Origin of the sequence: Priestia sp. JSM ZJ58 (assembly GCF_044383985.1) — a bacterium.
In the GTDB taxonomy this organism is placed as follows: domain Bacteria; phylum Bacillota; class Bacilli; order Bacillales; family Bacillaceae_H; genus Priestia; species Priestia zanthoxyli.
Genome location: NZ_JBISEM010000001.1, coordinates 3,913,929 through 3,935,440, shown reverse-complemented (window position 1 = coordinate 3,935,440; position 21,512 = coordinate 3,913,929). Strand labels below are relative to the sequence as shown.

The 21,512-nt window shown below is 37.4% G+C and carries 25 protein-coding genes; 14 read left to right on the top strand and 11 right to left on the bottom strand.

Annotated features, from left to right (window positions below; translation table 11 throughout):
* Positions 1 to 27: 27 nt before the first annotated feature.
* Positions 28 to 750, top strand: coding sequence for a dethiobiotin synthase (gene bioD / locus ACH6EI_RS20320; RefSeq protein ID WP_047751605.1), 723 nt, complete (start codon positions 28 to 30; stop codon positions 748 to 750).
* Entirely contained in the window at positions 731 to 2,104 is a 1,374-nt protein-coding gene (gene bioA, locus ACH6EI_RS20315) for an adenosylmethionine--8-amino-7-oxononanoate transaminase (protein ID WP_028412105.1), read from the top strand. The genes bioD and bioA overlap by 20 nt, the downstream gene beginning before the upstream one ends.
* A gap of 79 nt (positions 2,105 to 2,183) precedes the next feature.
* Here the strand turns inward: bioA and ACH6EI_RS20310 are convergent, their stop codons facing one another.
* Positions 2,184 to 2,366: a YolD-like family protein gene (locus ACH6EI_RS20310; RefSeq protein WP_013081858.1), complete on the bottom strand. Its 183-nt coding sequence runs from the start codon at positions 2,364 to 2,366 to the stop codon at positions 2,184 to 2,186.
* Positions 2,367 to 2,742: 376 nt separating this feature from the next.
* On the opposite strand from ACH6EI_RS20310, the gene ACH6EI_RS20305 reads away from it, so the two are divergent.
* Positions 2,743 to 3,408: a TerC family protein gene (locus ACH6EI_RS20305; protein WP_028412106.1), complete on the top strand. Its 666-nt coding sequence runs from the start codon at positions 2,743 to 2,745 to the stop codon at positions 3,406 to 3,408.
* A 130-nt stretch (positions 3,409 to 3,538) separates the two neighbouring features.
* Positions 3,539 to 3,676 (top strand): hypothetical protein, encoded by a 138-nt coding sequence (locus tag ACH6EI_RS20300; protein WP_165573229.1) that lies wholly within the window; start codon positions 3,539 to 3,541, stop codon positions 3,674 to 3,676.
* A 74-nt stretch (positions 3,677 to 3,750) separates the two neighbouring features.
* Here ACH6EI_RS20300 and ACH6EI_RS20295 read toward each other — a convergent pair whose 3' ends face one another.
* Both ACH6EI_RS20295 and ACH6EI_RS20290 read right to left on the bottom strand, forming a co-directional pair.
* Positions 3,751 to 5,019, bottom strand: a complete 1,269-nt coding sequence (locus ACH6EI_RS20295; protein WP_013055541.1) for a dicarboxylate/amino acid:cation symporter — start codon at positions 5,017 to 5,019, stop codon at positions 3,751 to 3,753.
* A 145-nt stretch (positions 5,020 to 5,164) separates the two neighbouring features.
* The gene (locus tag ACH6EI_RS20290) at positions 5,165 to 6,223 is read right to left on the bottom strand and encodes a DctP family TRAP transporter solute-binding subunit (RefSeq protein ID WP_033578117.1); all 1,059 of its coding nucleotides are present in this window, start codon (positions 6,221 to 6,223) and stop codon (positions 5,165 to 5,167) included.
* Positions 6,224 to 6,331: 108 nt separating this feature from the next.
* On the opposite strand from ACH6EI_RS20290, the gene ACH6EI_RS20285 reads away from it, so the two are divergent.
* The 4 genes from ACH6EI_RS20285 (at position 6,332) to gdh (ending at position 10,482) form a co-directional block, all read left to right on the top strand.
* Positions 6,332 to 7,900: an ATP-binding protein gene (locus ACH6EI_RS20285; RefSeq protein ID WP_098113700.1), complete on the top strand. Its 1,569-nt coding sequence runs from the start codon at positions 6,332 to 6,334 to the stop codon at positions 7,898 to 7,900.
* Between the two features lie 12 nt (positions 7,901 to 7,912).
* Positions 7,913 to 8,599: a response regulator gene (locus ACH6EI_RS20280; RefSeq protein WP_098113701.1), complete on the top strand. Its 687-nt coding sequence runs from the start codon at positions 7,913 to 7,915 to the stop codon at positions 8,597 to 8,599.
* Between the two features lie 219 nt (positions 8,600 to 8,818).
* The gene (locus ACH6EI_RS20275) at positions 8,819 to 9,679 is read left to right on the top strand and encodes a RhaT/GlcU family sugar-proton symporter (RefSeq protein WP_098113702.1); all 861 of its coding nucleotides are present in this window, start codon (positions 8,819 to 8,821) and stop codon (positions 9,677 to 9,679) included.
* 17 nt (positions 9,680 to 9,696) lie between these two features.
* Positions 9,697 to 10,482, top strand: coding sequence for a glucose 1-dehydrogenase (gene gdh, locus ACH6EI_RS20270; protein ID WP_033578120.1), 786 nt, complete (start codon positions 9,697 to 9,699; stop codon positions 10,480 to 10,482).
* A gap of 33 nt (positions 10,483 to 10,515) precedes the next feature.
* Here the strand turns inward: gdh and ACH6EI_RS20265 are convergent, their stop codons facing one another.
* From ACH6EI_RS20265 to ACH6EI_RS20240, 6 genes are all read right to left on the bottom strand, one after another.
* Positions 10,516 to 11,094, bottom strand: a complete 579-nt coding sequence (locus ACH6EI_RS20265; protein ID WP_098113703.1) for a ferric reductase-like transmembrane domain-containing protein — start codon at positions 11,092 to 11,094, stop codon at positions 10,516 to 10,518.
* Entirely contained in the window at positions 11,069 to 11,992 is a 924-nt protein-coding gene (locus tag ACH6EI_RS20260; RefSeq protein ID WP_098113704.1) for an FAD:protein FMN transferase, read from the bottom strand. Before ACH6EI_RS20260 ends, ACH6EI_RS20265 begins: the two co-directional genes overlap by 26 nt.
* 12 nt (positions 11,993 to 12,004) lie before the next feature.
* A complete protein-coding gene (locus tag ACH6EI_RS20255; protein ID WP_098113705.1) occupies positions 12,005 to 12,391 on the bottom strand; it encodes a hypothetical protein in 387 nt (128 codons plus the stop codon).
* A gap of 214 nt (positions 12,392 to 12,605) precedes the next feature.
* Positions 12,606 to 13,076 carry a DUF2178 domain-containing protein gene (locus tag ACH6EI_RS20250; protein WP_033578130.1) on the bottom strand — a complete coding sequence of 157 codons (471 nt, stop codon included), beginning with the start codon at positions 13,074 to 13,076 and terminating at the stop codon, positions 12,606 to 12,608.
* Complete coding sequence (locus tag ACH6EI_RS20245) at positions 13,066 to 13,284, bottom strand: helix-turn-helix transcriptional regulator (RefSeq protein ID WP_013081870.1); 219 nt, start codon at positions 13,282 to 13,284, stop codon at positions 13,066 to 13,068. The genes ACH6EI_RS20250 and ACH6EI_RS20245 overlap by 11 nt, the downstream gene beginning before the upstream one ends.
* 148 nt (positions 13,285 to 13,432) lie before the next feature.
* A complete protein-coding gene (locus tag ACH6EI_RS20240; protein ID WP_013081871.1) occupies positions 13,433 to 13,615 on the bottom strand; it encodes a YolD-like family protein in 183 nt (60 codons plus the stop codon).
* A gap of 393 nt (positions 13,616 to 14,008) precedes the next feature.
* On the opposite strand from ACH6EI_RS20240, the gene ltaS reads away from it, so the two are divergent.
* Positions 14,009 to 15,937 carry a lipoteichoic acid synthase gene (gene ltaS / locus ACH6EI_RS20235; RefSeq protein WP_028412117.1) on the top strand — a complete coding sequence of 643 codons (1,929 nt, stop codon included), beginning with the start codon at positions 14,009 to 14,011 and terminating at the stop codon, positions 15,935 to 15,937.
* 76 nt (positions 15,938 to 16,013) lie between these two features.
* Here the strand turns inward: ltaS and ACH6EI_RS20230 are convergent, their stop codons facing one another.
* Both ACH6EI_RS20230 and ACH6EI_RS20225 read right to left on the bottom strand, forming a co-directional pair.
* Entirely contained in the window at positions 16,014 to 16,214 is a 201-nt protein-coding gene (locus ACH6EI_RS20230) for a YolD-like family protein (RefSeq protein ID WP_074893948.1), read from the bottom strand.
* Between the two features lie 229 nt (positions 16,215 to 16,443).
* Entirely contained in the window at positions 16,444 to 16,914 is a 471-nt protein-coding gene (locus ACH6EI_RS20225) for a GNAT family N-acetyltransferase (protein ID WP_034269568.1), read from the bottom strand.
* 111 nt (positions 16,915 to 17,025) lie between these two features.
* Here ACH6EI_RS20225 and pdxR point away from each other — a divergent pair, with 111 nt between their 5' ends.
* The 5 genes from pdxR to ACH6EI_RS20200 all read left to right on the top strand — a co-directional run bounded on the left by pdxR (position 17,026) and on the right by ACH6EI_RS20200 (position 21,376).
* Positions 17,026 to 18,423, top strand: coding sequence for a MocR-like pyridoxine biosynthesis transcription factor PdxR (pdxR, locus tag ACH6EI_RS20220; RefSeq protein ID WP_228123027.1), 1,398 nt, complete (start codon positions 17,026 to 17,028; stop codon positions 18,421 to 18,423).
* Between the two features lie 134 nt (positions 18,424 to 18,557).
* A complete protein-coding gene (gene mmuM / locus ACH6EI_RS20215; protein ID WP_098999800.1) occupies positions 18,558 to 19,493 on the top strand; it encodes a homocysteine S-methyltransferase in 936 nt (311 codons plus the stop codon).
* A 339-nt stretch (positions 19,494 to 19,832) separates the two neighbouring features.
* Positions 19,833 to 20,465: a fumarylacetoacetate hydrolase family protein gene (locus ACH6EI_RS20210; protein ID WP_098999799.1), complete on the top strand. Its 633-nt coding sequence runs from the start codon at positions 19,833 to 19,835 to the stop codon at positions 20,463 to 20,465.
* A gap of 148 nt (positions 20,466 to 20,613) precedes the next feature.
* On the top strand, positions 20,614 to 20,748 hold the full coding sequence (locus ACH6EI_RS20205) for a hypothetical protein (RefSeq protein WP_257041451.1): 135 nt from the start codon (positions 20,614 to 20,616) through the stop codon (positions 20,746 to 20,748).
* Between the two features lie 166 nt (positions 20,749 to 20,914).
* The gene (locus tag ACH6EI_RS20200; RefSeq protein WP_098999798.1) at positions 20,915 to 21,376 is read left to right on the top strand and encodes a CBO0543 family protein; all 462 of its coding nucleotides are present in this window, start codon (positions 20,915 to 20,917) and stop codon (positions 21,374 to 21,376) included.
* Positions 21,377 to 21,512: the final 136 nt, after the last annotated feature.

The window sequence follows — 21,512 nt, the reverse complement described above, 5'->3', positions numbered from 1 at the left end:
GACATAGAAAAAAGAGGAGGAAAGAAAGTGGGCAAAGCGTATTTTATTACGGGAACTGGAACAGATATTGGTAAAACGCTGGTGACAAGCATTTTGTATAAAGTACTTAGCCGTCTAGGAATAAAAACGACAATTTGCAAACCGTTTCAAACCGGCTACCAAGATGAAATCGGAGGTTATCCAGATATTCACTGGTTTGAAACAAGGCTCGGAGTAGCAAATACAGGTATTTATCAGTTAAAGCCAGAGACGTCTCCTCACTTGGCTATTAAACTGAGCAATAGGCAAGTAGAGCCTTCAATCGTCTTAAAGCGCATTAATGAATTAAAAAAGGCATTTGACGTAGTACTCGTGGAAGGAGCGGGAGGACTTGCCGTACCTTTAATTGAAGAGGAAACAACGTTTTATATGACAAAAGATTTGATCCTAGATGCACAAATGCCGGTTATTGCTGTTGGAACAACGGAATTAGGAGCTATTCACGATGCGCTTTCTACCTTTTCATATGCAAGTGAGCATCATCTTAAAATCAACGGACTCATTTTTAATCGTTTTAATCACAGCAGTATCATTCATAAAGACAATGTTCGAACGATTGAAAAGCTGCTTCAAGTCTCTTCTTTAATGACTGTACCTGTATTTACTCATATCGATGAAGAGTTAGAAGCATATATTGAGAAATTGGTGAGGCAAAAAAGTGTGATTCAACATATTGAGGAGGTGTTTGACTGTGTCGTATCAAAAAGCTGAGCTGGAAAAATGGGATAAAGAATATGTATGGCATCCCTTTACACAAATGAAAGCTTACCGTGAATCGAATCCCCTTATCATTGAAAGAGGAGAGGGAAGCTATTTGTATGACGTAGCGGGAAACAAATATTTAGATGGATACGCTTCTCTATGGGTGAACGTGCATGGACATAATGATCCGGAATTAAATACAGCTTTACATATACAAGTGGAGAAATTAGCGCATTCTACACTGCTTGGATCGGCAAACGTTCCATCCATTTTGTTAGCTAAAAAGCTAGCGGAAATTACTCCTGGCAGCTTATCGAAAGTATTCTATTCTGATACAGGCTCTGCCGCTGTTGAAATTGCGTTGAAAATTGCCTATCAATATTGGCAAAATCTCGACTCTGCAAAGTACAAAAACAAAAGTAAATTTATCTCATTGAATGAGGCATATCACGGAGATACAATCGGGGCAGTCAGTGTAGGAGGCATGGATTTATTTCATCGCATCTTTAAGCCTTTACTGTTTGAACGCATTCCCACACCTTCTCCTTACATCTACCGTATGGACGGGTTCGAAACCGAAGAGCAAGCTTCAGCTTACTGTATTCACCAGCTGGAGAAGCTCTTGCAGAACAACGGAGAAGAAGTAGCCGGCTTGATTATTGAACCGCTTGTGCAAGGAGCAGCGGGTATTATTACTCATCCTCCCGGTTTTTTAAAACAAGTAGAGCGTCTGTGCAAAGCGTACGGGGTATTGCTCATTTGTGATGAAGTAGCTGTCGGATTCGGGCGAACAGGAACGATGTTTGCATGTGAACAAGAAGACGTAGTACCAGACATTATGTGTGTAGGAAAAGGGATCACAGGAGGATATATGCCGCTTGCTGCTACGTTAACAAGCGAACAGATATTTAATGCTTTTTTAGCTCATCCAGATGAAAATAAAACGTTCTTTCATGGACATACGTATACGGGAAATCAATTGGCCTGTACAGTAGCGCTTAGAAATATTGAACTGATAGAAGAAAGAGAGTTAATCCGTAGTGTAAAAGAAAGGTCGAAAGTTTTTAAACGTTATCTATTAAAGCTTTATGAACTGCCTAACGTGGGAGACATTAGACAAAGAGGATTAATGGCAGGAATCGAGGTTGTCAAAGACCGCCAAACAAAGTCTATTTTTGAAGATAAAAAAGTGATGGGAGATATTATTTTAGCGGCTCGCCAAAAAGGTTTAATTATCAGAGAGCTAGGTCCTGTAATTACGATGATGCCTATTCTTTCAATGACGGACGAAGAATTAAAAACAATGGTTGAAATTGTATATGAATCAATTAAAGAAGTAATCGCACGCTATACAGTGAGTTAAATAAAAAGAGACTAAGACAAAAATATTTTATTTAATTGAAAAAAGATCCGAACGATTTATCGTTCGGATCTTTTTTCAATCAATAAATGTTTTTAATACTTGATAGTCGCAGTGATCGCACATGCTGATTTTCATCTTTTAATAGAAGAGTTTGTTCGAGCAAGTTTAAGTTTTGAATATAACCTTTGACCGTTTGAACAAAACCGTTGTTTTGATAGTTAATAGTTAGTAATTTATTCGTTTTTAATGCTTTTAAAATCATACCTGTTTTCTCCCTTCTTATATCGCAGTTGACGAAAAACTACAAAATAATGAAGAAGCATTGGAGGCTTGTATTATTTATAAAAATTACTCTATTTTTTATAAATGCTCTCCTGCTACTAATAGTAGAGAATGATGGTGAAAAACAGATGAAAGATAAAGAATAAGGTTTGATTTATTGTAATGAACTGACTTTTCCTTTACAAATACCTATTTCAAATTTCTTTTTAGTGATAAAATACTGTTAGTGAAATAACTACTTCTTTTCATTAAAGGGTAAGAACGGGTTATATTGATAGAGTTTTAGTTCTCTATTTCTAGTAATGAAATAAGAGATAGAGAAATAGACTAATAAAAATCAATCAAGGAGTTTTTGTATGGATCAGAGTTTTATTTTAAATCTTTTAGAAATTTTACTCATTAACATTGTACTAAGTGGCGATAACGCAGTCGTGATTGCTTTAGCTTGTCGGAATCTTCCGGACGAGCATCGAAACAAAGCGGTTGTTTTCGGTACATTAGGAGCGGTTGTATTACGTGTAGGGCTAACGTTTGTCGCTGTATATTTATTAACAATCCCATTTTTAAATTTCATCGGAGGCCTGCTGCTTCTATGGATTGCGATTAGTCTTTTAAAAGGGGAAGATGACGGAGATATTAAAGCGAATTCAACTCTAGCAGGTGCTATTAAAACAATTATTATAGCGGATCTTGTTATGAGTTTAGATAACGTAGTAGCGGTTGCGGGTGCGGCCAACGGCAGTATTCTACTCATTATCCTTGGTCTTGTTATCAGCATTCCGTTAATCATTTGGGGAAGTCAGCTTTTAATGAAAATCATGGAAAAATTCCCGATTATCATCATTGCCGGAGCAGCGCTTCTTGGCTATACTGCTGGTGAAATGATCTTTAAAGACAAAGCGGTAGGACATGTATTAGAAGGGTTAAATCCGCATTTGCATACAATTGTTCCTATTTTGTTAGCTATTTTAGTTGTTGTTGTTGGGAAACTTAGCGGACGTTCTAAAAAAGAAACTCATTAATCCTAAAAAAGAGGCTGGGACAAAAGTATTTAAGATGAAATGAAAAACGAACCACTAATCAATTTTGATTGGTGGTTCGTTTTTTTGTTGTGGTGAACGTAGGCTTCATTTGTTTAGATCCTTCTAGCAGTTGATTGGAGGACAAGGCGAAGACTCCTGCGGGAAAAGCGGAACAGATGAGACCCCGCAGGAGCGTACGCGACGAGGAAGCTCATCGGCCGCCCGCGGAAAGCGAAGTCTTGTACGGAAATCAACTGCGGTGTCATAAGCGGTTCAGCTCATGTATCCCATTTATTCGTCTTTAGATTGGATTCATTTGGCTATGTCTCAACTTCTTTTTTATTATTTAGCTAATGGAGGTGCGGAATTAACGTCTTGTATCGTCTCTACAGGAGGATGAAATTCATTTTCCATTTTCGATACAACTACAGTTGCTACACCATTTCCAATTAAGTTTGTAATGGCACGAGCTTCCGACATGAAGCGGTCTACCCCGATTAACAGCGCGATTCCTTCAACTGGAATCATTGGGAATGCAGCAAGCGTAGCTGCTAGTGTAATAAATCCAGAGCCAGTAACTCCGGCCGCTCCTTTAGACGTTAGCATTAAAATACCAAGTAGCGTAATCTCTTGCATTAACGACAAGTCGACTCCATACGCTTGAGCGATAAAGATAGCAGCCATGGATAAGTAGATTGCTGTTCCATCTAGGTTAAATGAGTAACCAGTTGGAATGACAAGTCCTACTACAGATTTTGAACATCCGTACTTCTCCATTTTGTCCATCATTTTTGGCAGTGCAGATTCCGAAGAAGACGTACCTAATACAAGTAGAATTTCTTCTTTAATAAAAGCAATGAATTTAAAAATATTAAATCCATAAATCTTAGCGATGGTTCCAAGTACAAATACAATAAATAAGAACATAGTAATGTAAACAGATCCCATTAAGAAACCGAGTTTTTGAAGAGAGCCTATTCCAAAGTTACCGATCGTATAAGCCATCGCTCCGAACGCCGCAATAGGTGAAAGTTTCATAATCATATTAACAATGCCAAAGAAAATATCTGTACAGCGTTCAAAGAATGTAATGACAGGAGCCGCTTTTTCGCCGAGTGTAGCTGTAGCCATTCCAAATAGTACGGCAAAGAATAAGATTGGCAATAATTCACCATTTGCCATTGCGCCAAATACGCTGTCTGGAATAATTCCCATGATAAACTCCATAAAGCCATGCTCCGCTTCAGCTGCTTGCTGCGTATATTGAGTAACATCAGCTCCGCTTGCGCCATTGATATTAAAGCCAGCCCCAGGCTTGATAAAGTTTACAACGATAATTCCAATTGCTAAGGCAAAAGTAGTGACAATCTCAAAGTATAAAAGAGCTTTACCTCCAATTCGTCCCACTTTCTTTAAATCTCCCATGCTTCCGATACCGATGACCACTGTTAAGAAAATAATTGGGGCAATCACCATCTTAATTAATTTAATGAAGATATCAGCCAATACTTTTAATTTAGCTCCAAATTCAGGAAACATAAAGCCAATTGCAATACCAAGAAGGATACCAATGACAACTTGAACGGTTAGGTTTTTAAAACTTAATTTCATATGTAATGCTCCTTTCGAGAATGTTTTTGTTAACGCTTACATTATTCTTATCCTTATATTAACTGATAATTTTAACTATTTATATTTCTGGTGATAATGTTCTTTTTGGTCATTTTGGTCAAAAAAAGTGATGAACATATAGTCATCACTTTTTGCTTTCGATATTTTTTATTTGCTGAATGATATCAAGCGTTTGTTTTGTTGCATTGGCTTCAAACGATTGATAAAGAGAGTTAAACTGCTTTTTCCATTCGGCTTTCTGTGTATCATTTAAGTAATAAACGCGCATGCCAGATTTATTTTTTATTTGCTGCAGCTGTTCATCGTTCATCATTTTTGATTGAGTCCAAATCCAGTTCGTTGTTTCTACCATGGCATCACTTAATAGTTGTTTTACATCTTCAGGGAGGCTGTCCCAATATTTTTGATCCATTAAAACAGCATAGCCCAAGTATCCATGGTTGCTGATGGTCATATATTTTTGCAGCTCGTACAAACGTTTTGAATAAATATTAGAAATCGTATTTTCCTGTCCATCAAATTCCTGTCGTTCAAGGGATTGATATACTTTATTAAACGAGACAGCCTGAGGCTTAGCGCCAAGAAGTTCGAATTGTTTTTTGATTACTTCACTTGGCATAATGCGAAATGTTTGACCTTGAAAATCTGCTGGATGGAGCAAAGGTTTTGTATTGCTGGTCATTTGTTTAAAGCCGTTGCTCCATAAAGCAAGCCCTTTAATGTTTTTCTCTTGCAGCGTACTCAACAAATCCTGTCCGATTTTCCCGGTAAACACTTGTTTTGCCTCGCTGTAATCATCGAAAATGAAGGGGAGATCAAAAAGTTGCCACGTAGGGGAAAGGTCGGTTAGCTTTGAAATAGAAGGCGCAATCATTTGTACATCGTTTCGGCGCAGAGCGGCAAGTTCTTCGTCGTCTGAATACAACACACCGTTTGAATATACTTCAATTTTAACTTTACCATCCGATTTTTGATTAACGATTTCAGCGAATTTTTGAGCGGCTAAGCCTTTTGGAGTGTTCTCAGCTACAACGTGGCTAAAATTAATCACAATTTGCTTATTTAATCCTTTTTGCTCATCGTCATGATACACATTATCCTGATTTATAACCGTATACTGCAAAAAAACATAGATCATCAAGAAAACGCTAACAATGATACTTGCCCCTATAAACATCTTCAAAATGTCCAACCCCGCGATTCAATAATTTTTCTCTACAAATATTCTAACACGCAATTTCTCAACGTGGTAAAATTAAAATAAACTTCAATCAGCAGTAGGTGTTCCGCTATGATGCGCTTATCGATGCAAACGAAAATGACGGGGCTAATCTTTTTTATCGTGGTCTTTTCGTTGTTTTTAGCAAGTATTGTCGTGATTAATAATTTTGTGCAGTCAAAAGAAAATGATTTAGAGCAAAGGGCTTTGATCACTTCGAGAACAGTTGCTGAAATGCCTGAAATTCGAGAAAAAATTGAAAAAGATAGCAAGAACATTAATCAAATTGTAGAGCCGATTCGCATTATTCACGGTGCTTATTATGTAGTGGTGATGAATATGAATCACGAACGTTTGTCTCATCCTTTGCAAAGCATGATTGGGAAAATTTCTAAAGGAGAGGACGAGGGCCAGGCGTTTGCAGAACATACTTATACTGATAAAGCAAAAGGAGAAGGCGGGATGGTCATTCGTTCTTTTGTTCCCGTTGTAAACGATCAGCATGAACAAGTAGGAGTCGTTGTCTCAGGCTACCTTCTTCCGAAATTTACAGAGGTTATTTTAAGTTTGAAAAAAGAAATTTTTCTCATCTCAGGTCTCGCTCTTTTTTTTGGAGGATGGGGAGCGTGGGCGCTTGCATCTCGTATTAAAAAAGAGATGTTTGAGCTTGAGCCTCATGAAATTGCTCGTTTGTTTGTAGAACGAACGGAGACTTTTAATGCCATGCATGAAGGAGTCATTGCCATTGATAAAGAGGAGAACATCACTATTTTTAATCATAAAGCGAAAATTATGATGGATGTACCCGATGAGGTAATTGGGAAAAAGATCTATGATGTGATTCCAGATACAAGACTGCCAGAAATTCTGCAGCTTAATCAGCCTGTTTATAATCGAGAGCTTCAAGTTCGCAATTTAAATATTTTAAGCAATCGTGTGCCGATTAAGGTTAATAATCACACAGTCGGTGCGGTCGCTATTTTTCAAGACAGAACAGAAGTTAAAAAATTAGCTGAAGAGTTAACAGGGGTTAAATCATTTGTAAGCGCTCTTAGAGTTCAAAACCATGAATACATGAATAAACTTCATACCATTGCAGGGCTTATCCAACTTGGAAATAAAGACAAGGCTCTTCAGTACGTTTTTCAAGTGTCTGAACAGCAAGAAGAGCTCACCCAGTTTCTTCATAAACATATTAAAGATGAAAGTATATCGGGATTGCTGTTAAGCAAAGTCAGCCGTGCCAAAGAACTTGGAATTGAGTTAGCTATCGATCGCCACAGCGAGCTTCACTCATTTCCTCCTTACTTAGATCATCATGATTTTGTGATTATTATTGGTAACTTAATTGAGAACGCTTTTGATTCGTATCATCATATGGAGCGTCGTGAACGGAAGGTCTATATAAGTATGGAACAAAATGACGGCATTCTTTCTATATTAGTTGAAGATAACGGATGTGGCATGAATGAGGATCAAGCAGAGAGAATCTTTGATGAAGGTTTTTCAACCAAAGCAAAGGAAACTAGAGGAATTGGTTTGCATTTAGTAAAACAAATTGTTGAAAAAGGAAACGGTCAGATCGAAGTAGAGTCAGAATTAGATGTTGGCACGACTTTTATCATTACATTCTTTTTATAGGGGGAGTGGGAAATGAATAAAAAAGAATGGACGGTGCTTCTCATAGAAGACGATCCTATGGTACAAGAAGTGAACCGCCAATTTATTGAACAAGTTGAAGGATTCATCGTTATCGCGGCAGCTTCGAATGGTTTAGAAGGTATACAGCTCATTAAACAGCATCAGCCTGATTTAACGATTATTGATATGTATATGCCTAGTCAAGATGGCCTAACCACCTTACAGCAAATTCGAGCAAATGGCTATAAAACAGACGTGATAGCAGTTACGGCTGCAAGTGATATTGAAACCGTACGAAAAGTTCTTCAGTACGGCGCGGTGGATTATATTATGAAACCGTTCAAGTTTGAACGAATGAAGCAAGCGCTTGAGCAGTATCGTTCGTTTCAAGTTAAAATAAGTCAAAAAGAATATATTACTCAGTCTGAATTAGATTCTATGCTGTTTCAGCAATTCGAAGAAAAAGCCGATTTTCTTCCAAAAGGGCTAAATGCGGTTACGTTAAGGAGGATACAACAATATCTTTCCGAACAGAAGCATCCGATTTCTGCTGAAGAAGTGGCGGACGGCGTAGGAATTGCGCGTGTTACGGCAAGAAGGTATTTAGAGTTTTTAGAACAGGAAAACGAGCTGAAATTATCAGTTGAATACGGCAGAGTGGGGAGACCTATTAATCGCTATATGTTAAAAATAAATTAAATCATACAGAACAGCTTTTATTTGGAAAAGCTGTTTTTTTGCGTTAGAAAGTATATCTTTTTCTCTCCTAGAACAAATTAAGGTATACAGTTTTCGCTATCCAAAGAATACTTCGTGCGGTCATTAATTCATAAAATGTCCCTGAAAAAGGATTAATGGCGGAAAAATTGGGGAATATGCATTTTGACATTTAATTTTAGCACAGGAAGGTTTTGAAACATGGACATATTTTTAGCTGTCTTACCAGCCATATTTTGGGGAAGCATTGTGCTTTTCAATGTGAAACTAGGCGGAGGACCTTATAGCCAAACGCTTGGAACCACGTTGGGAGCTTTGATTTTCTCTATCGGTATTTATATTTTTGTACACCCTACGCTTACACCTTTAATCTTTGGCGTTGGAGTTGTATCGGGATTATTTTGGGCAGTTGGACAAAGTAATCAGCTGAAAAGTATTGATTTAATCGGAGTTTCTAAAACGATGCCTATTTCAACTGGGCTTCAGTTAGTTTCCACTTCATTATTTGGAGTAATTGTGTTTCACGAGTGGTCTACAAAAACTTCAATTATTCTTGGTGTGCTCGCTCTTATCTTTATTATTGTAGGGATTGTTTTAACATCACTTCAAAGCAAAGAAGAGAAAGAGGCTGAAGAAGGAAAAGGAAACTTCAAAAAAGGAATTGTTATTTTATTAATTTCAACCGTTGGTTATTTAGTTTATGTTGTAGTAGCCCGTCTATTTAATGTAGACGGATGGTCGGCTTTATTACCTCAAGCAATTGGTATGGTTATTGGAGGAGTATTGCTGACGTTTAAGCATAAGCCATTTAATAAATATGCAATTCGCAACATTATCCCAGGTCTTATTTGGGCCGCTGGTAATATGTTTTTATTCATCTCGCAACCTAAAGTAGGCGTAGCGACAAGCTTTTCGCTTTCTCAAATGGGAATCGTCATTTCAACACTAGGCGGGATCATTATTTTAGGTGAGAAGAAAACGAAGCGTCAGTTAGTTGGGATTATTATTGGAATTATACTGATCATCATAGCAGGAGTCATGTTAGGGCTCGCCAAAAGCTAACTAGGAGGGTATTAACAATGTATAAAGATTTAGAAGGAAAAGTAGTGGTCATAACAGGTTCATCTACAGGTTTGGGAAAATCAATGGCGATTCGTTTTGCGACAGAAAAAGCCAAAGTAGTTGTGAACTATCGTTCTAAGGAAGACGAAGCTAACAGCGTTTTAGAAGAAATTAAAAAAGTTGGCGGAGAAGCAATTGCTGTCAAAGGTGATGTAACAGTTGAGTCTGACGTTATCAATTTAGTTCAATCTGCTATTAAAGAGTTTGGAAAGCTAGACGTTATGATTAACAACGCAGGGTTAGAAAATCCGGTTTCATCTCATGAAATGTCTTTAAGCGATTGGAATAAAGTCATTGATACGAACTTAACGGGAGCTTTTTTAGGCAGCCGTGAAGCGATTAAATATTTTGTGGAAAATGATATTAAGGGAACAGTTATTAACATGTCGAGTGTTCACGAGAAAATTCCTTGGCCATTATTTGTTCATTATGCAGCAAGTAAAGGCGGTATGAAGCTTATGACTGAAACACTGGCATTAGAATACGCTCCAAAAGGTATTCGTGTAAATAACATTGGACCAGGAGCGATTAATACACCGATTAACGCTGAGAAATTTGCTGATCCTGAGCAGCGTGCAGATGTAGAAAGCATGATTCCAATGGGATACATCGGAGAGCCGGAAGAAATTGCAGCAGTTGCTGCATGGCTAGCTTCTTCAGAGGCGAGTTATGTAACAGGAATTACGCTCTTTGCTGACGGCGGTATGACACAGTACCCATCATTCCAAGCAGGACGCGGATAAGAAAAAACGCACTCTATGATAGAGTGCGTTTTTTTAGTTTTCCTGAGCTTTTTTTTGGTTCTTAGGAGCTGACTGGTGTTGAATTCGCAAAAAAAGCAAAATTAAAACGATGCAGCCAGTGATGCTGTACATCCCGAGAATAAGCGGCTGCTGTGTATCTGTTCCAGAAGTAATGCCGTGATACAGTGCTAGCAAATAGCCTGGAAAAGCAAGAAAATGAATGGCTTTCCATGTTTTTCTCCCAAGCTGTTTTATAAAGTCGGATGTACTAATTAGTACGAATAAAATGTAGAGTGAAATAGTACCAAGACCTGTGCTAATTGGTTTGTAATCGGAAGTGAACGGAATTAAAATGTCAGAAAGTGAAAAATGAATAGATTGATCAAATGATAAAACAAGTCCGTGAATCATTCCAAATAATAACCCGAACCACCCTGATGATTGATGAACTAGCAAAAGCTGTTTTTTTCGTTTTGGTTTAAAAAACGAAAAGCTGTGAGAAATGCCAGCGGCAACCGATACAAACATTAGTAAATAAGAAGTTAAGCCGGCTGCCCGAATGGTGTTCCATACGGGAAAATGAGCACTAAATTGCGCGAGGAGAGTAGCCATAATGGTATACCTGACCTTTCACATGTTTTTCGATTAGTACGTTGCCTTCTTTTGTAACCGCAATTACTTCTAAAGAAGGGTGATGCATTTTAGCTAACCTTAATCCAGCGTCCCAGCCGAGAATAAGTATGCACTTTGCATAGACTTCAGAAATGGTCAAGTCTTCTGAAACGACCGTTACTTGCAGAAGCTCTGATGAACTAGGCTTGCTATTTCTGCCGTCAATAATATGATGGTGAGTGTGTCCGTTCACTTTCCACGAACGCTTGCCTACACTGCTTGTGGCAATACCGCTGTTGCTTTTTACTTTAATGGTCGTGAGATTTTTTGATGCATCAAATGGATGAGAGAGAGAAATGGACCAGTGCTTGCTAGCGGGCCCCCACGTTACAATATCTCCGCCTCCATCGATTGCTCCAAGTGAAGTTCCTTTTTTCTTTAATTGATTCGCCATTTGCTGAATGCTCCAACCTTTTGCGATTCCTCCTAAATCCAGACCGATATTAGAAGCAAGCTGAATACTTCTCATTCCTTTATGAATCATAATAGGGTTAACAGCATCAAAAGCTGCTACTTCTTGAGGTAGCTGATTGTTAGGCAGTTGTTCAAAGCTTTGGTCATATCCTAGAGTTTGAATAGAATGATACAGAAATGGGTTGAAAATTCCGTTTGTCTCATTGTAATAGTAATAGGCTGCTTTTACAGCTTCATACAGCATTTTTGACGGTAGAAATAATCTTCCGTTCAGCGAATTAAGCTGTGAAAGCTCGCTTGTTGGAAGAAAGCGGCTTAGGGTTTCTTCTACAAGATAACACCAGCTCTCTACTTTTTGGCTGACAGGTGTTTCAAGCTGATATACATTAAATGTGGTATTCATCGCTTTAAATGAATAGCTCATTTCATCACATCCTTAAGAAGGTCTTGTTTGCATAGAAGAATCATTATTGTTGCCCCAATTATCCTGACCATTTGTGGAATCATCATTTGACCACTGATCATCTTCACTGCTTGAATTATCGTCTGACCATTGATCACTTTGTTTGCTAGAACTGTCATTTGACCATTGATCTTGCCCGTTAGTTCCATTGTCCGTATTGGAGTCAGATCCTGAATCTGGAAATAGATCCGTCTCATCTTCCGTTTGAGTTTGCGATGAATTATTGGCGGATGTATCGTTATTTAGTGCTGTAGATGTTGAATTTGTTTGATCATATTTTTGAGAAAGCCCTACAAATGTTGTAAATGCAGCAACGCTCGATAAACCAACCATCCATTTTGTCCATTTATTAGCTGCCATTGATATGCTCCTTTTATCTTTCCTATTTTGCAACTGAACACTGAAGAAAAACTGAAGTGGAAGGTAACATACATCGTTCAATTGTTATAGTTCAATATAGACAGAAAAAATGAAAAAATAGTGAAATAGATGTAGGTTGGATTATTCTCGTAGGGAATTCAGCGAATTATTAGATTAAAAAAAGGTTGTTCTTTTTAGAACAACCCTTTTTTAATCAGCGATAAATCTTACTAATCGATACGTAATAAACCGTTAACTGTACAAGAGAAAGAAGCAAAAGAACGGCAATGGGATAGAAGCTAAAAGAATTAGGTAACAGCGGATAAAAAGCGATTAAGATAGCGCCTATAGGAATAGAAAATAGGAGAAAAACAAAGGCTTTTTTACAAGCTTCTGCTGTTATCATCTTTTCACGTTCATCTTCCTCTGCAAATTCAAAAGGAAATAATAAAGGCGAAACGTTCTTCGTCTTTTTACGCGCTCGGTAGTAAAAAAAGGACACGATTAAAAGCACAATTAAAGAAGCGAAAGAGCCTATAGACATGGTAATTTCCCACGGGGGTTCAGGGTGGTTCATAACTTCACTAAATTGAATATTTAGGCTTAAAAAATCATATAAAAACCAACCTACGCATAGCAGAGACACTACATTCAACAAATAAGATTTAATAACATTACTCAACATTTTTCTCCTCCTTTTGAAGTGTAAAAACATCTTCCATTTTTAATTGAAAGACATCACAAATTGTTAAACCAAGTAGTAGGGAAGGAACGTAATTTCCCTTTTCAATAGCTGCAATGGTTTGGCGAGTGGCTCCAACTTTTTCAGCTAAATCTCCTTGCGTATATCCATGTTTAGCTCTAAGCTCTTTTACGTGATTAATAAGAGTCAATATGATCACCCGCTGCCTTTTTAATAAATTTGTTAAGTTGATTTAACATTATGTAAAGTTAATTTAACATCAATTGGATGATTTTTCAATATATAATGGATAAAAAATACAAAAAAGATCCTAGAAGAATTCTTCAGGATCTTTTTTGTTAATAAATTTCTTTAATGCCAGACAAACGAATGGAAAAAATGTTTTGTTTTTCATCTCGTAGGGAGAGGGTTTGGTCGGTTAGGTTTAAATTTTGGATTTTTCCTTTGAAGGTTTGAAGCAGGCCATTTTCGTAATAATTCACGGTTACATGTTTGTTTTTCTTTAACGCTTTTAAAATCATTTATTCATCTCCTTTCATGTGTGCATCTGTTATGAAAAGAAAGCTGTGGCTTAAGCATAAGAATTTGGAGAATGCTCAAGGCAGAATTATTATTATACAGCAAGATGAGAATAGTTTGTAGATAAATTGTGAAAAAATGCACAAGTTTGCAGTGCGGGTGTTGCAACAGAATACAGTATATGAGGAGAGGAGGGGTTTTATGATAAAAAAGGTGATTTTAGTTTATTTATTTGTGGGTATTAGGTAAACTAGTAGATGAATTTAAAGAATCTATCTATAGTTGTGAAGGCTAGGATTTCATTTAATTTTCATTTTCTATGAGTATAATGATAAAGGTTTTCTATATGTTCTTTGTGAATCTACTCATAAACTAATCGAGAAAGGAAAATCAAAATGAAGCGAATCGTTTCTAAGCCGCTGCACTATTTCATATTAGCCGCTGTTTTAATGTGGATAAAGTCGTATGTGGCTTATAAAACTGAATTTAACTTAGGCGTAAGTGGCGTAATGCAGCAAATGCTGCTGTTTATAAACCCTGTAAGTTCAGTGCTGATCTTTTTAGGAATCGGCTTATTTTTTAAAGGAAAGAAATCAGGAGCTTGGATTCTTGCAGGCAGTTTCATTATGACGCTGCTGTTGTACAGCAACATTCTCTATTATCGTTTTTTTAACGATTTTGTAACTCTTCCCACACTGTTGCAGACAAGTAATGCAGGAAGTATGGGTGGAAGCATTATGGATTTATTAAAAGCACATGATGTTTTTTATTTTGTTGATTTTATTATTTATCTTTTCTTCTTTTTTAGTAAAAAAATTGACTGGCATAATGAAAAAGTATCGGTTAAGAATGCTGTAACCATTCTTTCTTTAGGATTCATGGTTTTTTCTGTCAACTTAACATTAGCAGAAATTGATCGCCCGCAGCTTCTATCTCGAACTTTTGACCGCAATTATCTAGTAAAGTATTTAGGCGCCTATAATTATACGATGTATGACGGTGTTCAGACTGCTCAAAACTCTAAACAGCGAGCTTTTGCAAGCAGCAATGACTTAACGAACGTCGTTAATTTTAAAAACAGTCACTATGCGGAGCCTAATTCCGTTTACTTCGGAAAAGCTAAAGGGAAAAATATTATTAAAATTCATTTGGAATCATTTCAGTCTTTTTTAATTGATTACAAATTAAATGGCCAGGAAGTGACACCGTTTTTAAATTCGTTGGCCCATGGAAATGACTTTACGTATTTTGATAACTTCTTTCATCAAACAGGACAAGGAAAAACATCAGATGCTGAGCTGATGATGGACAACTCTCTATACGGCCTTCCTCAAGGTTCTGCCTTTGTACTAAAAGGAAGCAATACGTATCAGGCAGCACCAGCTATTTTAGATCAAAAAGCTGGCTATACGAGCGCTGTACTGCACGGAGACTATAAGACTTTTTGGAACCGTAACGAAATTTACAAGCAGTTCGGTGTGGATAAGTTTTTTGATGCAAGTTATTACAATATGACGGGTGAAAATAAAATTAATTATGGCTTAAAAGACAAACCGTTCTTTAAAGAATCTGTTCCAATGCTGCAGTCTTTACCACAGCCGTTTTATGCGCATTTAATTACGTTAACAAACCATTTTCCATTTTTACTTGGAAACAATGAGGCAAGCATACAGCCAGCTAACACGGGCGATGCGACAGTTGACCGCTATTTCCAAACGGCTCGTTATTTAGACGAATCATTGCAATCTTTCTTCCAAGAACTGAAAGCTTCTGGGCTTTATGATAATTCTGTGATTATGATTTATGGAGATCACTACGGTATTTCTGAAAATCATAATGCGGCAATGGAAAAAGTAATGGGAAAAGAAATTACACCTTATGAAAATGCTCAGCTGCAGCGTGTACCTCTATTCATTCACGTTCCTGGAGTAAAAGGCGGAGTTAATCATACGTACGGTGGAGAAATTGATGTTGTGCCAACTCTTCTTCATTTAGTAGGGATTGACAGCAAAGAGTTTATCCAATTTGGTACAGATTTATTTTCTAAAGGTCATGATGATGTAGTAGCGTTCCGCAATGGCAACTACGTATCTCCGAAATATACACTAGTGGATGGAACGTATTATGATTCTAAGACAGGCCAAGCGCTTAAAGAAAATAATCAAATGAAAGCTTATAAACAGAAGGTAGCGAAAGAACTGGAGTTATCTGATCAAGTGCTTTATGGAGACTTACTTCGTTTCCACAAGCTGAAGGATTTCCAAACAGTCGACCCTTCGAAATATATGTACGGGAAAGAAGAAACAGAAACATCAGCTAAATAAAGCTAAAATCAAAAGAACATGATGACTTCTGCAAAGCAGAATGAGCATCATGTTCTTTTTTACTGTAAACTATTCATCAATAAATTTCTTTAATTCCCGATAAGCGAATAGAGAAAGTATTTTGCTGTTCATCTTTTAATGAAAGCGTTTGGTCTGTTAAATCTAGGCGCTGTACTTTTCCTTTAAACGTTTGAAGCAAACCGTTTTTATAATAGTTAATTGTAACGGCCCCGTTTTTTCTTAATGCTTTTAAAATCATTTTCAAAACTCCTTCCATATTTAAAATGTGTATGATTAACGAGCTGTAACATTCATTTTCATTTGCATATTTTTATTATACACAAAAATAGAAAGCGTTTTCACTAAAAGTTTGAACACTTTGTGAAAACTTTAACAGAGAATGTGACAAATACATACAGAAACTGATTTATTTGTCGTATTCATCATAAAACACATTTATGAAAGGAGTGTTAAGAACGTGTTAAAACTTTATGGATGGAAAAATATTATAAGATGTCGTTTGAAATGTCGTAGTGAATCCATTCACCGTTCGTTACATTTCCTCCCATTTTTCTGTAAAGCGTTTGAGCTCTTATATTATCATAAGCCGTTTCCCAAGACATGGCTGCATACTGATGTTCTTTTGTATACTGGTGACTAATCGAAAATAACTTTTCCCCAATTTTTTGACCTCTTGCTTTTTCAGTAACGTACAAGTCATTTAAAATCGCTACAGGCTTTACACGCGTGGTGCTAAATGTAAAATAAAGCGTTGAAAAACCTACTGCCTCGTCATTTTGAGTCGCGATAAACTGAACGCCAGTATCGGGACGTTGAAACAAGTGATCAATTAAATTTCTCAGCTGTTTTTTGGCAGGCTGAGGGCGCTTGTAAAAATCAACAATGTATTCGTTCATTAATGAAATAAGTGCTTCCATGTCAGCAGCATTAGCTTGACGAATTGTAATAGTAGTCATTAAATCTTCTCCTTTTTAATTAGATGATCTACACTTATAGTAAAAGAAATGTATCCCCTCTAAAAGAGCCAGATTTAAAAAATAAGATAGGGACAGATGAAAGGAGCTAGCGTGAAGTTCACACCTTTATTAAACCGAAGGAATGATATGCCTTTATATCACCAGCTATATGAATATATAAAAAAAGAAATTGTATCCGGCAGGGTGAAAGTAAATGACAAACTGCCTTCTATCCGGTCTCTTGCTGATTACTTAAACGTAAGTCGAAATACTGTAGATATGGCCTATCAGCAGCTTTTAGCTGAAGGATATGTAGAAAGCAAGCCCAAAAGTGGACTGTACGTAACGAATACACAGTTTGATTTACTGCAAACAGATAGAAAGCCGACTGTATTTTTACAACCTCACTCAGAAACAAAGTCGTGTACCTATGATTTTCGGTATGGAAAAGTTGATAGCCGTTTGTTTCCCTTGAATGAGTGGAAAAAACGATACAATGAAAGTCTTCAAACTTATAAAGAAGCGCTGTTCACGTACCAAGAAACTCAAGGAGAAGAATCACTGCGAGAAGAAATTGCGACGTACCTTTATCAGTCAAGAGGAGTGGTTTGTTCGAAACATCAAATTATTATCGGAACAGGTACTCAGCAATCGCTCAGTTTGCTAGCGCAGATGTTAAAGCCAAGCATCAGAGATATTGCCTTTGAAAATCCTTGCTATGACGGGGCTAGCTTTGTATTTAAACAGCATGGATTCTCCTTAAAACCTGTGTCACTTAATAACAGAGGCATAAACATCCAAGAGCTTTATGATAGCCAAGCACGCGCTGTTTATGTCACACCATCTCATCAGTTTCCATACGGAATGATCATGCCTGTTTCAAGAAGAATAGAGCTTCTTACATGGGCGAATGACTGCAGTGGATTTGTTATTGAAGATGATTATGACGGAGAATTTCGTTATAAAGGAAGTCCCATTCCTTCATTGCAAAGCTTGGATACTAAAGGGCGCGTCATTTATACAGGGACATTTTCAAAATCTTTTATGCCTTCTTTAAGAATCAGCTACCTTGTATTACCGGAAGTGCTTCTAAAGGAATATCATGAACGTTTCTCTTTATACGAGCAAGCTGTTCCAGCCCTTCATCAGTGGACGCTCGGACTGATGATGAAAAACGGAGAGTGGAGTAAGCATTTAAGAAGAGTGAGAACTGCTTATCAACTCAAACACGGTACTCTTTTAGCAGCTTTACAGAAGGAGTTTAACAAAAACATCACGGTGTCAGGAGAATATGCAGGTTTGCATATCCTTGTCCGCGTGCACAACGATATGAACGAACAGCAGTTAATTAACGCAGCTCAAAAGCAAGATGTCTCTGTCTACGGCACTTCTCGTTATTGGCTTACGGAATCACCTCAACAAAAGACTCATCTATTATTAGGTTTTGGAAGTTTGGAGAGAGAAGAAATAGAAGAAGGAATAAGGAGGTTGAAAAATGCTTGGTTATAAGCCTCTCCTCATTTCTTTGATTTCTTGACAAAAGCTGCCTAGTCCTTTAGACTTTTTTGCATATATTTTAAATTATCTGAAAGGAGGATAGGGTAATCGAAGCTAACTGCTAGTGGACAACCCTAGATCAAACAATGAATCCTATCCAACAAATTTTACATACATTTCCTGTGATTGTACTAGATGGTGCAATGGCAACTGAACTGGAGAGATATGGCTGTGATTTGAACGACAGCTTATGGTCTGCAAAAGTGCTTATGGAGCAGCCGGAATTGATTAAGAGAGTGCATCAAGATTACTTTGCAGCAGGAGCTGACTGTGCAATTACTGCAAGCTATCAAAGCACGTTTGAAGGTTTTGCAAAACGTGGTTTAAGTGAAGCAGAGGCGCGCGAGTTAATTCAAGCATCTGTAAAAATTGCGGCTGAAGCAAGAGATGAATTTTGGCAGAAAGAAGAGAATTGTCTTAATCGCCCAAAACCAATTGTCGCCGCTTCGGTAGGTCCTTACGGAGCATTTTTAGCAAACGGGTCGGAATATACTGGACAGTATGACGTAACAGAAGAAGAGTTAATGGAATTTCATCGTCCTCGTATGAAAGCATTAATTGAAGCAGGAGCAGATGTGTTAGCTTGTGAAACCATTCCTAATCTAATGGAAGCAAGAGCCATTGCGAGGCTGCTAGAAGAATTTGAAGGAGCGTACGCATGGATTACGTTCAGCGCAAAAGATGACCTGCACATTAGCAGCGGAACATTAATCTCGGAGTGTGCACGCTATCTGGATTCCTATAAGCAAGTAGCAGCTATTGGAGTTAACTGTACGCCGCCTCAATATATTTCTTCACTTATTAAAGAAATTAAATCTCAAACGGATAAGCCAGTCATTGTGTATCCAAATTCAGGAGAGCATTATGATGCTGAATCTAAAACATGGAACGGGACATCTGCAGGCGAAACGTATGGCTGCAGCGCTCACAGCTGGTATGAAGCAGGTGCTCAGTTAATCGGAGGGTGCTGTCGCACAACTCCAGATGATATCAAAGGCATTACAAAATGGGCTAGAAAATAACGGATTGAAAAAAAGAGAATGTGAGAAAAGCTGTTTCGCTAACCTTAAACACGAACGATCTATCAAAAATAGATAGTTCGTGTTTTTTTTATGGTCATGGTGAACGTAGGTTTCGTGTGCGCAGTTCCTTCTAGCTGTTGGCTGGAGGGCAAGGCGAAGACTCTCGCGGAAAGCGGAGCCTTGCACGGAAATCCACAGAGGTGTCATAAGCAGTCCAGCTCATTTATTCCCTTTTTCCATCTTTGGATTGAATTCATTTTGTTATGTCTCAATTTCTTTTTTCTTGTAAAATAAAAGAATACAAGTTGAAAAATCTTTATTTGAACGAAAGAAGGGATGATGAAAGTGAAAGATATTAAAAATATTTATTGTGTAGGCCGAAACTACGCACTGCATGCAAAAGAATTACATAATGATATTCCAACATCACCTTTTTTATTTTCCAAACCTACTCACGCTCTCGTTGAAGCAGCTGGACAATCAATCACTCTTCCTAGCGACCAAGGAGAGGTGCACTTTGAAACCGAACTGATTCTTCATATTGGACAATCTTATAAAGAAGGCATAGCAGTGGATGAACTTGTTGACGAGATGACGATTGGATTAGACTTGACGCTTCGAGATGTACAGAGCAAATTAAAACAAAAAAAGCACCCTTGGCTGCTTGCAAAAGGATTTAAACATTCAGCGGTCGTGGGAAATTTTCTGCCGTTTGAAGGAGTAGAAGCATCTAAGGAGAAAGACTTTTCGTTAGTGAAAAACAATAAACGCGTGCAGCTGGGAAATATCAAAGATTTGATTTTTGATTTACAAACGATTATTGATTTTACAGGAAAACATTTTGGTCTTGATAAAGGAGATCTTATTTTTACAGGTACACCTGAAGGAGTAGGTCCGCTTTCACATCAGGATCATCTTTCACTTAAATGGGGAGAGCAAGAGCTTGGTTCTTGCATCATTTCCTTTCGTTAAAAAAAGAGGCTGAGAAAAAGTAGTTTGTAGTTTTAATTGAAGGAAAATCCGAACGGTGAATCGAGATTCTTGATAGAGAATCCAACCTGTTCGGATTTTTTATTGCGATGGTGAATGTAGGATTCACGTATTTCGTTGTTTCTAGAGGTTGATTGGAGGGCGAGACGAAGACTCCTGCGGGAAAAGCGGAACAGGTGAGACCCCGCAGGAGCGGAAGCGACGAGGAGGCTCACCGGCCGCCCGCGGAAAGCGAAGTCTTGCACGGAAATCAACACAGGTGTAACAGGCGGTTCACCTTATTTATCTCATTTGTTCGTATTTAGATTGGCTTGACTTCGTTATGTCTCCATCTCTTTTTTTATGAAGTCTTAATTTTTTAGCCTTCAGAATGAATTTAATATCCAATGGGAAAGCTGTTTCTATCTCCTTTAGAAAACGAGGTCCTCAGCATGGTGCTCTTAATCTTTACAACGGTGATTTCTATTTTGAGTGTACTAGTCATGCCAAAACGTATCAGCTGGATAGAAATGTACACAACTTCTTTGTTTGTTATGTTTTTAGGATCGGTAGCAGATATATATCTTGATGTTAAATATGATCTTTATGGATTTTTTACAAAAGGAGTAGATTTTGAATATCTTTTTATTTTTATTTTTATTTATCCTGCGACAAATAGTGTATTTTTGAATTTTTATCCACAAGGCAAGAGTCTGTTTAGAAAAGCTTTATATATTACAGTGTGGGTAATTCTTACGACATTGTTTGAGTACATTTCTACCCAAACGGAAGTGTTTTATTATAATGGATGGAAGATTCTATACTCGTTTTTTTGCTATCCGTTTCTTTATATAGCAATGGTCTTAAATTTAAAAATGATACGCAGGCTCCAGGTTATCGATAAGCAAAAATAGAAATAAAAAAAAGTAATGATAAATCATAAAAAAATGATATTTTATTAATGGCTACATATGTAATATAGTAAAAATAGAAAATAAATGAAGCAGCATATAAGCAGGGTTAAAAAACATCAAAACGGGAATCTTGACA